General features: G+C 45.7%; 16 protein-coding genes. 9 read left to right on the forward strand and 7 right to left on the reverse strand.

The features are described 5' to 3' along the window. Positions 1 to 45: 45 nt before the first annotated feature. The 6 genes from QUA10_RS04255 (at position 46) to QUA10_RS04280 (ending at position 3,846) form a co-directional block, all read left to right on the forward strand. On the forward strand, positions 46 to 1,632 hold the full coding sequence (locus tag QUA10_RS04255; RefSeq protein ID WP_333081370.1) for a serine hydrolase: 1,587 nt from the start codon (positions 46 to 48) through the stop codon (positions 1,630 to 1,632). 65 nt (positions 1,633 to 1,697) lie between these two features. Continuing rightward, on the forward strand, positions 1,698 to 2,099 hold the full coding sequence (locus QUA10_RS04260) for a hypothetical protein (protein ID WP_333081372.1): 402 nt from the start codon (positions 1,698 to 1,700) through the stop codon (positions 2,097 to 2,099). 113 nt (positions 2,100 to 2,212) lie between these two features. Further along, entirely contained in the window at positions 2,213 to 2,569 is a 357-nt protein-coding gene (locus QUA10_RS04265) for a hypothetical protein (protein ID WP_333081373.1), read from the forward strand. Beyond that, complete coding sequence (locus QUA10_RS04270) at positions 2,566 to 2,994, forward strand: HNH endonuclease signature motif containing protein (RefSeq protein WP_333081374.1); 429 nt, start codon at positions 2,566 to 2,568, stop codon at positions 2,992 to 2,994. Before QUA10_RS04265 ends, QUA10_RS04270 begins: the two co-directional genes overlap by 4 nt. Positions 2,995 to 3,087: 93 nt before the next feature. After that, the gene (locus tag QUA10_RS04275) at positions 3,088 to 3,348 is read left to right on the forward strand and encodes a hypothetical protein (RefSeq protein WP_333086177.1); all 261 of its coding nucleotides are present in this window, start codon (positions 3,088 to 3,090) and stop codon (positions 3,346 to 3,348) included. 255 nt (positions 3,349 to 3,603) lie between these two features. Further along, positions 3,604 to 3,846, forward strand: a complete 243-nt coding sequence (locus QUA10_RS04280; RefSeq protein WP_333081427.1) for an HNH endonuclease — start codon at positions 3,604 to 3,606, stop codon at positions 3,844 to 3,846. A gap of 139 nt (positions 3,847 to 3,985) precedes the next feature. On the opposite strand, the gene obgE is transcribed toward QUA10_RS04280, so the two are convergent. The 4 genes from obgE to QUA10_RS04300 form a co-directional block, all read right to left on the reverse strand. Next, positions 3,986 to 5,026, reverse strand: a complete 1,041-nt coding sequence (gene obgE / locus QUA10_RS04285; RefSeq protein WP_333081375.1) for a GTPase ObgE — start codon at positions 5,024 to 5,026, stop codon at positions 3,986 to 3,988. Between the two features lie 517 nt (positions 5,027 to 5,543). Beyond that, the gene (locus QUA10_RS04290; RefSeq protein WP_333081428.1) at positions 5,544 to 6,278 is read right to left on the reverse strand and encodes a Mo-dependent nitrogenase C-terminal domain-containing protein; all 735 of its coding nucleotides are present in this window, start codon (positions 6,276 to 6,278) and stop codon (positions 5,544 to 5,546) included. A 575-nt stretch (positions 6,279 to 6,853) separates the two neighbouring features. Further along, a complete protein-coding gene (locus QUA10_RS04295) occupies positions 6,854 to 7,993 on the reverse strand; it encodes a class I SAM-dependent methyltransferase (RefSeq protein ID WP_333081376.1) in 1,140 nt (379 codons plus the stop codon). 419 nt (positions 7,994 to 8,412) lie between these two features. Further along, positions 8,413 to 8,724, reverse strand: coding sequence for a 30S ribosomal protein PSRP-3 (locus QUA10_RS04300; protein ID WP_333037125.1), 312 nt, complete (start codon positions 8,722 to 8,724; stop codon positions 8,413 to 8,415). Between the two features lie 177 nt (positions 8,725 to 8,901). Between QUA10_RS04300 and QUA10_RS04305 the strand changes: the two genes are divergently transcribed. Both QUA10_RS04305 and QUA10_RS04310 read left to right on the forward strand, forming a co-directional pair. Then, positions 8,902 to 9,702 (forward strand): TIGR01548 family HAD-type hydrolase, encoded by an 801-nt coding sequence (locus QUA10_RS04305; RefSeq protein ID WP_333081377.1) that lies wholly within the window; start codon positions 8,902 to 8,904, stop codon positions 9,700 to 9,702. A gap of 459 nt (positions 9,703 to 10,161) precedes the next feature. Continuing rightward, positions 10,162 to 10,398 carry a hypothetical protein gene (locus QUA10_RS04310; protein WP_333081378.1) on the forward strand — a complete coding sequence of 79 codons (237 nt, stop codon included), beginning with the start codon at positions 10,162 to 10,164 and terminating at the stop codon, positions 10,396 to 10,398. Between the two features lie 314 nt (positions 10,399 to 10,712). On the opposite strand, the gene QUA10_RS04315 is transcribed toward QUA10_RS04310, so the two are convergent. Continuing rightward, positions 10,713 to 11,531, reverse strand: a complete 819-nt coding sequence (locus QUA10_RS04315; RefSeq protein WP_333081379.1) for a tetratricopeptide repeat protein — start codon at positions 11,529 to 11,531, stop codon at positions 10,713 to 10,715. An 81-nt stretch (positions 11,532 to 11,612) separates the two neighbouring features. Here QUA10_RS04315 and QUA10_RS04320 point away from each other — a divergent pair, with 81 nt between their 5' ends. Then, positions 11,613 to 12,392 carry a cobalt-precorrin-6A reductase gene (locus QUA10_RS04320; protein ID WP_333081380.1) on the forward strand — a complete coding sequence of 260 codons (780 nt, stop codon included), beginning with the start codon at positions 11,613 to 11,615 and terminating at the stop codon, positions 12,390 to 12,392. A gap of 290 nt (positions 12,393 to 12,682) precedes the next feature. Here the strand turns inward: QUA10_RS04320 and QUA10_RS04325 are convergent, their stop codons facing one another. Both QUA10_RS04325 and hpsC read right to left on the reverse strand, forming a co-directional pair. Then, positions 12,683 to 13,315: a prepilin-type N-terminal cleavage/methylation domain-containing protein gene (locus tag QUA10_RS04325; RefSeq protein WP_333081381.1), complete on the reverse strand. Its 633-nt coding sequence runs from the start codon at positions 13,313 to 13,315 to the stop codon at positions 12,683 to 12,685. A gap of 58 nt (positions 13,316 to 13,373) precedes the next feature. Then, entirely contained in the window at positions 13,374 to 14,411 is a 1,038-nt protein-coding gene (hpsC, locus tag QUA10_RS04330) for a hormogonium polysaccharide secretion pseudopilin HpsC (protein WP_333081383.1), read from the reverse strand. Between the last annotated feature and the right edge of the window lie 23 nt (positions 14,412 to 14,434).

The following is a 14,434-nucleotide window of genomic DNA, read 5'->3' on the forward strand; positions in this document are numbered from 1 at the left end:
GAGTAAGACGTGGCAGAGCGGTTTCCCAAAGGATCGATATTATCCGTGATATCCTCGATATCTTCTCCCAACTCCGGCTCCAAGCAGCCTAAGTCCGGCAAAGCAAGTCAGTCTGGCAAATCGGGCCGCCGCCGCCCTCCGCAACCGCAAAACGGCAACCCAGAAATCCGATCGCCCGAACCTGCGACTTTGCCACCGCAACAGGGCCGCGGCAGCAGAAATGGAGCCAATTCTCCCACATCTTCGGAAGAATTTACTACACAAGACTTTTTATCCGATCCTCGATCGGCAATTAATCCCAGAAAACCCAGAACCAGCAAAACTCCGCAGTCGAAGACTCGCCAACCGCGCAAAAAAGGCCTCGCTGCTGTTGATATGTTTGAGTTTCCCGATCCCAATCAGGAGCGGGAAAATGTGAGTTCGATCGCCAGCAATCCCAACACCCAGATCCCAACTGCCACACCCCCTACCACCCGTGGAAGTCTTCCCAGTTCGCCCCCAGTTCGCATTTCAGACACGGTAATCCCCGCAGATGCCAAAAAAACCCCCGTGCCTAAACCGCGCCCAAAAGCGAGTGAGAGACCGGGTAAACGCTCTGCACCTCGGAGCGTGCCACCGTTGGTGTACGCTACTCGCTTGCTGATTTTAGGAGTTGGGATAGCGGTGATTTGCGGTACGCTGCTGTCGGTGGTAAATGCTGTGAGTCGAGCATCCACTGTAGCGCCAGAAGAACAAACCACCGCAGGGCAGAAAAACCCAGCCGATAGCGCCTCTGCAGAATCGGCAACCCCAGAAGTGCTGCAACTGAATCAAGAATTAGGAGCTTTGAAAACCCAAGTTCAGGTTTTAGCAACAGAAAATCCTAGCTTGACAGCCGGAATATTTCTAGTCGATTTAGATACTGGAAGCTACCTAAATTTTAATGGCGATACTGCTTTTGCTTCAGCTAGCACAATTAAAGTGCCAATTTTAGTAGCTTTTTTCCAAGCAGTAGATGAGGGCAAAGTGCAGTTAGATCAGGTGCTGACGCTGAAGTCCGAACACATTGTCGGCGGTTCTGGGGATATGCAAGACGACTCTCCTGGCAAGAAGTATTCGGCTTTGGAAGTTGCCCAAAAGATGATTGTTGTCAGTGACAATACGGCGACAAATATGATGATTGAGTTGTTGGGAGGTGCTGAGGTGTTGAATCAGCAGTTTGCCAATTGGGGTTTGAGGGCGACGGTTCTCCGCAATAATTTGCCTGATTTGGAGGGAACTAATACTACCAGTCCGCAGGATTTGATTAATATCATAGCCCAGATTGATCGGGGTAATTTGGTATCCGTCAAATCGCGCGATCGCATTTTGCAAATCATGCGCCAAACTAGAAATGATTCTTTGCTGCCGAAAGGTTTAGGCGAAGGTTCAGTTATTGCTCACAAAACCGGCAACATTGATACAATGCTTGCGGATGCGGGGATGGTTGATTTGCCGAATGGTAAGCGTTATTTGGTGGCGGTGATGGTGAAGCATTCACCGGAAACAGAGAAGCCAGCTCAAACATTGATTCGGGAGATTTCTCGGATGAGTTACCGCTATTTGTACGGTGGGGAAACGCCAGCCGATTCACAAGTGAAAATTAAAAATTGAAAATTCAACCGGGTTTTTTCGGACAAGTCTCGTAGAGTTTATCAAACTATAAATCAGTTTGTATTATGAAACTAAGCATCCGTCTTGCTTGTCTGGTAGCGCTCTCAACTTTAGCCGTTGGAGTCTTCCCCACCTTGAGTAATGCTAATCCTGCTCCTGAATATCAGACCGACGGCATGACAGTGATTAACAATAATATCGAACTCAATCGGGCAAAAAACTTAGCCCGTCAAGCAGCAGAAAGGGCTAATGGGGGTTTAGGCAACTATCGAGCTGAAGCTTCTATGCACGGTACTTCTAAGGAATCGCCGTTTGTTGACAATGGTGATGGGACTTGGACTTTTACTTTTAAGGGTTCCAGGCCTGGTTCGTCTGTCTTTACTGTAGAAACGGTTGTTACGGTTTCTCAAGAGGGGAGGGTGAGAGTCGATTACAATGGGCCAATTCGCCAGTTATCTCCATTGTGAATAACTGTGCAAATACCGGGCTATGCAGTTTCAATCCTTGATCGGGATTTAAGTTAACGGCATTTTTTCCGTTTGTTACAATCAAGGGAATTCCCATCCTCACATCAGCACTAATGCAAATTATCCTAGAAGTTCCCGAGAGCCTTGGCGAAAAACTGCAACAATTGGGCGATCGTCTCCCGGAAGCCCTGGATCGCGCACTTCGGGAACTCGCCCCCGCAGAAACCATCCCCTACCAAGACGATCGCCAAATCGTCGAACTGCTAGCCAGTCAACCCAGCCCAAAAGAAATCCTCGCAATCCGCCCCACACCTGCGTTGCAAGCCCGCATGAGCGAACTGCTCGATCGCAATAAATCCGGCACTCTTTTGGCCAGAGAGGAAGTCGAACTCGATCGCTATTTGCTGTTAGAACATTGGGTGCGTTTAGCCAAAGCTCACGCCTACAAACGCTTACAGACAGAAGCATGAGTTATGTACCAGCCACTCTGCGTCGGCTAGTGAGCCAACGCGCCGGAGAGCAATGCGAGTATTGTCGATTTCCCCAAAAGGCTTCACTCTTTGCCTTTGAAATGGAACACATCATTGCTGAAAAACATGATGGGCTCACCGAAGCTGAAAACCTAGCGTTATCCTGTCCTTGCTGCAACCGTTTCAAAGGAACTGACCTAGGTTCCATCGACCCTGAGACACGACAGCTAACTCCTTTTTTTAATCCCCGTGTCCAAGAATGGTCTGACCATTTTCGGCTAGAAGGAGGAGCAATCGTCCCACGGACACCAGAAGGGCGCGTAACCGCTAAAATTCTGCAATTTAACCTTCTAGAACGCATCCTCGAACGCGAGCAACTTATCAGTATTGGGGAATATCCAGCACCCTACCCACAAACCACCTAAACAGTAGGTGATTATATGAAATCAACCCAACGATGCAGATTGTAGCAATGATTTAGAGAATTTATATTACAAAATAAATGAATAATTTTAATTGTGAAAAAACCTTATAACTGGAATAGTCTTATAGACTCATTGGGTGATTGTAATTCCCCGTATGCTTATATAGTAGCTTATTATCTTTCAAGATTTGATAGAGAGGTTTATCAGAAATTGGGATTTGGTAACATGACTGATACCCATGAAAAAATAGGCTCTCTACTTGGAATTTCCGCTAATACAATCAAAAATTTTAGAGATGCCTTTGATCCTTATCATAAAAATAGGCGGAGAGGCTGGTGGCAGAGAGACTTATGACGCTTTGAGAAAGAAATTTATGAAGGATTTAAAGAATATTCTGAAGAAGAACTCTATGTTTTAGTTTGCAAAATTTTAACCACACCAAAGCTTGATTTTGAACAGCTTTTCGATTCTTTTAGTGTATCAGATGATACGCTAATCTTTCCTGATGAAGTCGGAGAATTAGAGCAAACTCAAACTTTTAAAGAAGGTTCTATCCGTCAAATACAAGTTAATGCCTATGAAAGGAATAATCCCGCTCGCAAAAAATGTATTGAATATTATGGGCTAAATTGTTATGTTTGCCAGTTTAACTTTGAAAAAGTTTTTGGAGAAATAGGTAAAGGTTTTATTCATGTTCACCATATAATACCTTTATCTGAAATCAATCAAGAATATGAAGTTAATCCTATTCAAGATTTACGTCCACTATGTCCTAACTGTCATGCAATGATTCATAGGAAATATCCTCCATTTACTATTGAAGAAATTAAAGATTTACTTAGTAAAAACTGACTTCGTAGATAGATGTCCAAGATATTCTCTGAGATACGAGAGGCTCAAACCCTTGTCGCACAAGCTATACAGCCGAAAGATTTGACCCCCTCAAAAAAACACCTACCCATTCACGGAAATTCCACGAACCGGAAAGCGATTAAACACTCGCGACTGCTAACTGCTCTGCCGCCTCTTTTTCGTTCATCTCGTCGAGTTTCTGCCAAACTTGCTGCATCAATTCATCCAATCCAAGTCTACTAACGGCGGAAATCAACAAAACAGGAGCGCCGCTAATTTCTTTAAGTCGGCTGATTAAATTACCGATTTCTTCGCTTTCGAGGTCGATCGCATCTACTTTATTAAAAGCCAAAATCTGCGGTTTATTGGCTAAACCACGCCTGTAAGCCTTCAATTCTTCCTGAATTGTGACGTAATTGGCGATCGGATCTTCATCGGTAATATCGATCAAATGCAGCAACAACCGAGTCCGCTCAATGTGCCGCAAAAACTCGTAACCCAAACCCGCGCCTTCGTGAGCCCCCTCAATCAATCCCGGAATGTCTGCAAAAACAGTACCGTCTCCAGTCGGTTTTCTGACTACGCCCAAATTCGGGACTAAAGTTGTAAACGGATAATCTGCTATTTTGGGGCGAGCCGCAGACAAAGCTGAAATTAAGGTGGATTTGCCAGCATTTGGCATCCCCAGAATTCCCACTTCAGCTAATAGCTTCAATTCCAAACGCAAAAATTTGTGTTCTCCTTCTTTTCCCGGCATCGCATAATCTGGAGCCCGGTTGGAATTGGTCAGAAAACACTTGTTTCCCAAACCGCCTTTGCCGCCTTTAGCTACGCAAAAAGTCTGTCCGGGCGTCACTAAATCTGCTAAGATTGCCTGAGTTTCCGCGTCGTAAACTACTGTACCGCAGGGAACTTCGATCGTGCGATCGTCCCCACCGGCACCAGTCATATTTTTCGGCGCGCCCCGCTTCCCGTCATCGGCTTTAAAAATCCGGTTGTACTGAAAATCTAGCAGCGTTTGCAGGCTTTCCACCGCCACCATATACACGGAACCGCCTTTGCCGCCCGTCCCGCCAGAGGGGCCGCCGGCCGGTACATACTTTTCTCTGCGAAAAGCTACCATACCGTCGCCGCCTTTGCCGGCTGCGACTTGAATATCTGCTCGATCGATAAATTGCATAATTTAGTCAGTAGTCAATAGTCAGTAGTCAATAGTCAGTAGTTATTATGATACCAGATCCAAGTACCATATTTCTCTTTTTCTTTAGTCCGGCTCGGCAGACGCCAACCAAGTTTAGTTGCGACTTACAGTTGCCCGATAATTATAATTATACCAATTTTTAAAAGTAGTGCAGAGCGAGAGATTGTAAGCGAGCATTTGTAGAGAAACGGCAATGCTGTGTCCGGATCCAAAATTTGCGATTTTTAATAATTTGTATAAGATTGAGGATTGTACTAAGACTTTTATTGAAGTAGTATCAACGCCGTTTTTCTCTTAGCAAGACTTACCTACAAAAACTGAATAAACCGGGTTTTTCTACGGGTGCGGATGGGTGTAACGATGTTTTTTCCTAGAAAAACCCGGTTTTTGCATCCGGGACTAATTAGTAGTCATTGGTTAATAGTTACAGTCATTAATCCAAGATTTCACAAGAATGAACAATGACTAATGACTACTGACTAATGACTACTAACTACTAACAATATGACGATACATCTTCCTTACATTCATCTGCCAAATAGCAGAGAGCTCGAAAGCGCATCCCGACTAACTGTTCGTAAAGCGGATTAATCTGGCACATCGCCGGAATGTGGACGATTTTGCGACCAAATAACACGACATCTCGCTCAAATGGACACTGGGGCGGAATAATTTTACAGACAAAGTGTGCCAATTTTGGGTCGTGAATTTCCCAGCCGTCAAGCCAGTCTTTGACGGGTTGCAGGACATCTTTGTGGTGAGGTTTAGGTAGCCGAGATGAAAGGGGTGTTCCGGCGGCGGGGACATTCGCATCAAAAACTATTTGGCTGCTGGGCCCCTGCGGATCATCGCATTTGCTGTCTTCGATGGTGTGTCGCAGAGCTTCGATCGCCTCTACATTGTGCCCCAAAGCTGTGCAAAACTTATAGATTACCTCGTCTTCGCTGAGCGAGTAGGTACCGTCTGCCAAAGCTACCATGACTGCTGTCCTCAAAAAATCCTCGCCTTTGGCGGTGTCTTTCCCTAACACAGCGGCTAATTCCTCTGGGGCAATAGGTTCAAAGCCCTCCTCAAAAGATACCGGGTGTAGTTCATCCTGAGTTAGATTTGCAATCATTTTTTGCTCGTCTTCGTCAAAGTTGCCGTCTGCCCAAGCAATTGTCAGCAATCCCCGCAGCCAAGCAGTAATCTCTTCATTGGTGCAGGAAGATTTAGCGTTACTCATTAGCATTTCCACTTGGATGTACCAGTCAATTTGTTCGTTTACAGCGGACTCAATATTCCCCTCCCAATAATTTTTACTGGTTTTTTGGTCGATGGATGATCTATTTGTGGAAGGTTTGTGCCTGAAGATTGCTCCAAACGCTTGTAGTGGACGTGTTAAAAGCATATTTGTTTCTCAGCAGCATCGCTGACTAGCGAGCTAATCTATTGGCTAATCCTATTCCCTAAAAAGTCATCTATCGAGAGGAATAGGTTTGTTGAATTCATCTTAACTTTAGTTGCACCCATCAAGATGACGATCGAATTTTATGCAAGCCCGATTGCCATTAGCCACCCAATTTTTCGCAAGAAGTCAAAGGTTGGCAAGGGTTGGATCTAATCAGACACTGGGTTTGTCACCCAGGGGCGATCGAACTTCGCTCTCTTTACATTTTAATATATATTTTTGTAAATTTTTCTGTGCCGGCAGCGTCATATTAACAGCTAGCCGGATTTAAGCTGTTGAAATAAAAATATCTGAGGAAACTGTTACTGCCGGTTAACAGTTGTGATTGCTGTGTCCGCCTAAAAATGAGAAAAATTTTAACTTCGGCGGCACAAAATCCAGCGCAATTCCATGGGCGGACGTGCGTTTGCCATTGGGAAGACATCTCGACCGGTGGCCCAACTTGGAAACCAGGGCGTCGGTGGCCAGGCTCCTTCCGGCAGGTGGTGGCGTTCATATTCAAACACCAATTCGTCGGATATTTGGACTAATGGCAACCCTTCCATTGCGGTGGCGAGTTCTTGGGGGGTAAATAAAGTAGACCAGGAGAGTTGGGCAACTTGTCGCACGAGGGCATCTGGCTGGTAGTCGCCGACGGTTAAAAAGGTGCTGAACAGCAACAAGCCTCCGGGAGACAGGGAATCGCACATTTTAGCGAGGAAAAGCCGTACTTGATCGCTGTCTCGAAAATGTGAGATGACTTCGGCGGCAACTGCCAACTGGTAGCGGGCTGGTTTCATCCGCATTAAGGGGTCGAGCACGTCGCCTTCAGTCACTGTCACGGGAAGGTTTTCGGCTGTTACTGCGGCTTTCAATTGTTCTGCAAAAGCTGGAGCTAGTTCGATCGCATCTACAGAATAGCCCAATCTCGCTAGGGGCAAGGTATTGCGGCCGGTACCGGCCCCCACGTCCAAAATCCGCACTCGATCGGGTGTACCCAATTTAGCAGCCGTGGTCATTAATTTTGCATCGGGATGAGAGCCGAAAAGCGGAGGTTCTCTGGTGTCTACCCAGCTTTTGTACTGTTCTCCAACTGTTGAGCTAGTAACAATGACTTTGCAAGCTAAACCGGTTTGCGGCGGCTGCACTGATTCGTATTGCAGGATCAGCATCGATGCTGTAGAGGTGCGGTAGCCTTGTTCTAACTTGGTGGCTAAAAGCTTGCTGAGTTCGTCTCTGCGGTCTTCGGGCAGGGGTCTGTCGAGAGTGCTAAATAGCTTTTCTATGGACTTGAGATAGTGGTTTAGCATTCCTGGGATGCAGGGGAAAATTAATTCTCCGCGAGCGTTTATGCGAGTATTAATTTTGTAGAGGATTGCTTGCTGGAGAATGTCGGGATTTACTACCAGCGGTAGCTGTTCGGTCTGGTCGATCGTACTTTCGGCGCCCATAGATTCCGCGAAGAAGGAAGAAGGAAGTTCGGCAACGGATTGTGTAACTGATGTAACGGATGTCACGGATGTCAGGAAGAAGGAATCCGTGTACAAGATTTAACGGATTTAACCGATGGATTTTGAGGCTTGAGGTTGGAGGTTCGGGGGAATTACGTTGAGAGCTGACTGTACAATTCAAGAGTATAAAAAAGCCGATTTTAGATTTATTTGGTTTGGTTGCTCAGTCTTTTTAGATTGTATTAAATCAGATTTGAGAGCTTTATTTTGGATAAATCTCAAGTCTAAAATCTCAAATCGACCTAGCCCAAAACCCCAGTAGGTTCCAAAATCGGAGTTAGTATCAAGAAAAGCTGTAGCGGATTTAAATTGTATTTTTCACGGCGAGGTGGAAAAAGCGTCAAATCCTCTCGCCTTCTCCCCTCTCTCCTTCCCCTTGTCAGCCATAACAGGCAATGTATCTGGGTAGCAACTTAAAGCTGTGCTTAGTTGCTGCCGGTAAAAGTCACTAGGGGAAATCTTGACTGAGCTTCAGTCATCGGGCGCCGTCTGCCTTCCTCTTGCCAGTAGTTGATTACTTCTGTGGCTTGGTTGAGGATTTCGACGCGATCGTTATCAGCAATCCAGTGTTTGGCTTCGAGTTCGTTTTTGAGGTCTTCCCACGCATCTTTGCGGGGCCAGAAAAAGTAGGATGTCAGCGGGCTAGTTCCTTTGCCGACAACTTGGTCAACGGCGAGGGCAACATTCTCTTCTAGCCAGAGAACTTTTAAGATGAACTTGGACAAGCAAACCTCCAGGGTTCTGATCGAACTTGTTAAAAATTTCTACAATCGCTAAGCGTAGCACATTCTGTTCAATAATGAGTCATCAGTGATTAAAAGTTTTGTGGCGCGGCTGGTTTTAGCGCCACTGAGGGGCTGGGAACAGATAAAATTTGGGTTCTCACGCGCCCTAGGTACAAGGATGGTTAAGTTGTGAACAGAGTTATTGTAGTTTTTGACATTGACGGTGTGGTGCGGGATGTGTCCGGTTCCTACCGGCGGGCAATTGCGGATGCGGTGGAACATTTCACGGCGGGCGCTTTTCGCCCGAATTCTCTCGATATCGACTCTCTGAAGTCTGAGGGAGTGTGGAATAATGACTGGCAGGCGTCTTTCGAGTTAGTTTGCCGTTATTTTGAGGGGATTGGGCGATCGAGAAACGAACTCGCTCTCAACTATGACGAATTAGTGGCTTTTTTCCAAAGTCGCTATCGCGGGCCTGATGAGAAAAATTGGACTGGTTACATTTGTGATGAACCGCTGTTGTTAAGTCCGGCTTACCTGGAAAATTTAACGGTTGGGGGCATGGTTTGGGGCTTTTTTAGCGGGGCGATGCGGGATGAAGCTGCTTATGTTTTGTCGGGGAAACTGAGTTTAAATTCTCCGGTGTTGGTGGCGATGGAAGATGCACCGGGAAAACCCGATCCGGCTGGACTTTTCGCGGCAATTGAACAGTTGGAAACTCTGCACGGTTTAGAAAAAAATTTGCCGGTGATTTACGCGGGAGATACTGTTGGGGATATTTACACGGTTGTGAAGGCGCGGGAAGTGCAACCAAATCGGGTTTGGCTGGGAATCGGAATTTTGCCGCCTCATGTTTTGGATGATGCTGTGCGCTGCGAGGCTTATGCTGCAGGGCTGGAAAATGCGGGTGCTGCAGCGGTTTTCAGGAATGTCGAAGAGTTGACGGCTGCGCGGATTCGAGAGTTAGTTCTGTTGACTGTTGGCTGTTGACTGTTGGCTGTTGGCTGTTGGCTGTAGAAGGAGGGGGCATACCAATTTTTTATAAGGTTGCATAGAATCCGATCCCCCCTAACCAAGGGCGGGCACGGGGGCACCGCCCCTACTAAGGGGGGGACAAGATTCTTCTCAAAGTCCCCCTTATTAAGGGGGATGCGAGGGGGATCGAGATATGTGCAACTTCACATTAAATTGGTATCAAAAAAATGAAAATTGCGCGAATTATTTGTTGGCAGCTTGATTCGACTTGACGCCCGACTTCGGAGCGCGGATTTGACATTGATTTTATTGACAAAAAAAGGTAGTTTTGTTAAATAATATTGCACCTTATTTTATTGACAAGTAAATGTAGTTTTGTTACATTTGTTTGTCAATTTTTGCATCTTTGAGTTGACAATATCTGCTGCGGCGGCTTAGTACAGAAGAGAGGTCAATCTCTAGGAGAGTGCCACTATGTTAGTTTCACGATCGAGTGATAAACAACCTACGCCGGAAGAAACGCGGCAACTAGAAAGGCTCCAAGTTCAAATCGAGCGAGCTGTTGCTGACGGTAAGATATCTAAGCATGAAATGGAAGACATTAAGAGAGCGATTTGGGCTGACGGAAAAGTTACTGTTGAAGAACTGGAACTATACAGAATGTTGGTGACAGATAGGATTTTTTCTGGAGATGTGGAATACGAGTTTTGAGAAGATAATTAAACGGAGGAAACGATTTTTTTAAGGGATGAATATTGAGGAAAGAAGAAACAGGGAAGAAGAGTTTAAATTGTTCTTCAATAGTTTGTTTTCTGCTATAGCGATTCTAAATAAATTGTGTAATTTTTGTAGGGGCAAACCCCCCGTGGTTGCCCCGATCCGTGGGGGGTAGGCACGGGGGCACTACCCCTACATATTTTTACTATATCTTCGGGTGACATTTGACCATTATTTGGAGCATCCCTTTTAGGAAAAATACCCCACAATTATCGGGATACTCGCAATTTTTCATTGGCTTTGTGAGATTATTTTAAGTGCAAGAATTTGTCTAGTGCGCTGACTGCAAGTGGTGGCCAGCGGCGGGTATTGGCAACCCAATCGAGGTCTTTGTAGCGGGAGTCGAGGCCGATGGCTGCTACCCAATTGCTCTCAGCTTCGCCGCGATTTCCTGCTTCCCAAAGACAGGCGGTGAGGGCGGCTCTCATGTCGGCAAATTGGGGGTATCTGCGGACGATGTTTTTCATGTTGCGAATTGCTTCTTTGGTTTGCCCGTTTTGATAAAGTGCGAGGGCGTGGTTGGCGCGGGCAAAGGCGTATTCGGGGGCTAATTCAAAGGCTTTGTTGTAGTCGGCAATTGCTTGTTCCCATTGTCCTAAACCTGCTTCGGCGTTGCCTCTGTTGTTGTAGGCGGCTGGATCTTGGGAGTCTAATTCTAGTACATGATTGTAGTCGGCGATCGCTTCTTGCCAGCGTCCTAAACCTTCTAAGGCGGTGCCACGGTTGAGGTAGGGATCGGGGGCGTCGGGTGCTAGCTCGATCGCTCTTTCGTAGTCTAAAATAGCTGCTTGTAGTTTGTTTTGGCTGACTCTAGAGTTGCCTCGGTTGCTCCAAGCGGCGGCTTGTGAGGGAAATTTGTCAATGATTTGAGTCCAAAAAGTTTCTGCAGCGAGAAATTTGCCTTCATTTGTAGCTTCAAAAGCTTTTTGAACGAGTTCTCCCAATTCCTGTTGAGGATCGGCGATATCTGTTGCTTGTACTTGTGCGGCAACGGGGGCGATATTTCCCAACCATACTAACCCGGTTACAATTAATACTGTAAAAAATGTCAAAAGTGAGCGAATCATTGTTGTTGGCGGTTTAAACTTTATTAAACATATTATTAACCGAATTTGCGGGCGTTGCTTGGATAAGTTAGGAGTGATTTGGTGAAAAAACGGTTGCTAATTTTGGGGGGGACGGGGGATGCTGCTGAATTGGCGGTAAGAGCGTCTCAAATTTCTGAAATAGAAGTGGTTTCTTCGCTAGCAGGACGCACTCAACAGCCTTTTACCCCAAAAACGGGTACGGTGCGAATTGGGGGGTTTGGTGGGGCGGCTGGGCTGGCGGAGTTTTTGCTCGTTAGCGCAGCCCTCGGAGAGGATCGCCCGATCGACTTCTTAATCGATGCTACTCATCCGTTTGCGGCTCAGATTTCTGCTAATGCTGCTGTTGCTGCTGCTGAGTGTAATGTGCCTTATTTGATGCTGGTGCGTCCAGCTTGGGAGAGGGTGGAGGGCGATCGCTGGATTGAGGTTGCGGGCCACTCGGAGGCTGCAAGGGCTTTATTAGGGCTGTCTCAGCGGGTGTTTCTGACTATTGGTAGGCAGGAATTGGCTGCTTTTGCTGGTTTGGATGCTATTTGGTTTTTGATGCGGGCGATCGATCCTCCGGCACTCAATTCTCCTATTCCTAATGGGAAATTGTTATTAGCAAGGGGGCCTTTTTCTTTGGAAGATGAGCGTCAATTATTATTAGAATATCAGATTGATACGATTGTTAGTAAAAACAGCGGGGGGGGTGCTACTTATGCGAAAATTGTGGCGGCTAGGGAACTAGGAATTCCGGTGGTGATGGTGCAGCGGCCGCCGATTGGGGATGTTGAAAAAGTTGCTGATGTGGAAGGGGCGATCGCTTGGTTAGTTAAGCAGTTATCAGGACTTGGGTAACTTGGTGTTCGATTAGCGGAACCATGATTTCTAATGTTTTTTTGCTGTATGAAAGTCTGGATGCGCGACTTTCTCCTAATTCGGTTTGTAGGGTTTCAAACATCGGCCAGGTTATGTGTTTGAGTTAATAGTTGATTTCCTGGCTGGATGATTATTTGTTTTAGTTCTAGCTGCACATTTTGACTGTTTTAATGGGATTTGAAATATAAAATAATTTAAGTTAATAGATTTTAGCAATTCTGCATTTATGCGGAATTGTTGTTAGAGACTAAGATTAAATTTATTGAAAACTAGGGTGGTGGTGGGCAATCATTTCCTTCAGCAGTTCTCATTCCTCCTATGATAGTTTCCACGATCGCACATTGCTTAGCACCACCATTAACAGGAGAAACAGTGACTTGAAAAGGCAGGGTGGGTGGACTGTTTGGATCGAAAGCACCATCAAACTTAAAAGTGAGCGATTTTTGAGTAGCAGTAAGAGTAGGAGCAGGAGGAGCAGGAGGAGGAGTTGTATCTCCACCAATAACAGCAAGTTGAACCTGTCCAGCTTTAACTTCACCTCCTGCATTTAACTCTTGTGTAGCACCACCCGTACTTAGTGGCGGGTAAAAAGTTACTTTTAGCGGGTCATTTGTATCAAATATAATAGTGGTATCGCGCTTAGTTCGTTTTGCTTCGCTTTGTGCAAGTCGTAATGATTGGAAAACTCGATCGTTCACAGTGCGAACTCTTTGTCTGTTGATGAAGGCCACCCAGCTTGGAGCGGCGATCGAGCTTAATATACCTATGATTAATGCTATCACCAGCACTTCTAGAAGGGTGAAGCCCTGATCGGCTTTTCTGGAGGCAGTTTTGTGGAAATTATGGCTGGGCTTGGTAGCCGAGTTATGCAAAACTTTTAATAATATTGGTGGGGTTTTCATGGTATTATCCTATTGTTTATCGGCGGGCGGCAATTCGGAAATGTGTTTCAGGCATCAGTTACTTTCCTATCGCACCTAGACCTTTTACTTGAACGGTTGCTGTTGGGAAAAATGCCGATTTGTTGGGGTTGTAAGCAGTATCGTTGGCTTGAAGACGACGCAGGCTGTTTCCTCTGATAGTAACTCTGGCTAAGTTTTTAGATGTATCTACACAAGCGTAGAAGCTGTGGGTTGAGCCGTCTGTTATTCGTAAATCTGCGGCGTTGATAGGAGTTGATCCTGCTGCGGTTGGATCTACTACGCCCAGAGCAATTTTGCAATCTGGCGGTTGTGGAACATTAGGGTTAGTAGCCGTAGTAGTGTGGTCGATATAATTAACCAATACTTGAGGATCGGGAAAATTGCTTCCCATGGTCAAATCTGTCACTTCTAATGTGGGCTTACTAAAGTCAAATTTTTCATTAAAAACTGAATCTTTTCTTTGCTCCTTAGTAGTTTCACTATCATCCTGTTTATAGTATGCCTGAGTTAAAGGGTTTTTGATTCCATCCGTAATTTCATAGCGGGCAATACGGGTAGGACAATCGTTTGGGTTTCCTGAAGGCTGACACCAAGTATTGACCGGATCTTTAAAGTGGTAGTAAGCAACTAAGGATCTTAGGTAAGTGTCGTTGCATGTATTAGGGCCGCAATCTTTTGGTTTTAGGGTAGAAGCATCAACTGGAATCGAGTTTTTAATTAGCTGTCGCTTCCAGAATACGAGAATCGGAACTTTATTAGAATCTCCATTATTTGGAAGTTGAGATCTAATTGCATTAATACCCTTGCCATCGTAAATATAAATAGCTTGACTCAAATCTTGGGCGATGAAATCAACGGCAGCCTGAAGGTCTTGCTCAGTGTTTGACTTGACTTGTTCCCTCCTGTCGGTATTCAGCATATCGACTACAAAACCCAGCATTGGCGTGATGATTAAAAATGCCATAATTGCTCCGACTAATAGCTCGACCAGAGTCATGCCCTTATCTGTTTGAGCTGGTCCGGAGCGGTTTTGCTGGTGCTGAGTTTTGAGAAGCAACCTGAGTAAAGTTTTCATTTTGACTGTTTCCTTTGTCAAAT

This window comes from Microcoleus sp. Pol8_D6 (genome assembly GCF_036700965.1).
Taxonomy (GTDB): domain Bacteria; phylum Cyanobacteriota; class Cyanobacteriia; order Cyanobacteriales; family Microcoleaceae; genus Microcoleus.

Coding starts and splice junctions, on each gene's coding strand:
- QUA10_RS04260 (WP_333081372.1), top strand. CDS start 1,698: ATGAAACTAAGCATCCGTCTTGCTTGTCTGGTAGCGCTCTCAACTTTA.
- QUA10_RS04265 (WP_333081373.1), top strand. CDS start 2,213: ATGCAAATTATCCTAGAAGTTCCCGAGAGCCTTGGCGAAAAACTGCAA.
- QUA10_RS04270 (WP_333081374.1), top strand. CDS start 2,566: ATGAGTTATGTACCAGCCACTCTGCGTCGGCTAGTGAGCCAACGCGCC.
- obgE (WP_333081375.1), bottom strand. CDS start 5,026: ATGCAATTTATCGATCGAGCAGATATTCAAGTCGCAGCCGGCAAAGGC.
- QUA10_RS04290 (WP_333081428.1), bottom strand. CDS start 6,278: ATGCTAATGAGTAACGCTAAATCTTCCTGCACCAATGAAGAGATTACT.
- QUA10_RS04310 (WP_333081378.1), top strand. CDS start 10,162: ATGTTAGTTTCACGATCGAGTGATAAACAACCTACGCCGGAAGAAACG.
- QUA10_RS04315 (WP_333081379.1), bottom strand. CDS start 11,531: ATGATTCGCTCACTTTTGACATTTTTTACAGTATTAATTGTAACCGGG.
- QUA10_RS04325 (WP_333081381.1), bottom strand. CDS start 13,315: ATGAAAACCCCACCAATATTATTAAAAGTTTTGCATAACTCGGCTACC.
- hpsC (WP_333081383.1), bottom strand. CDS start 14,411: ATGAAAACTTTACTCAGGTTGCTTCTCAAAACTCAGCACCAGCAAAAC.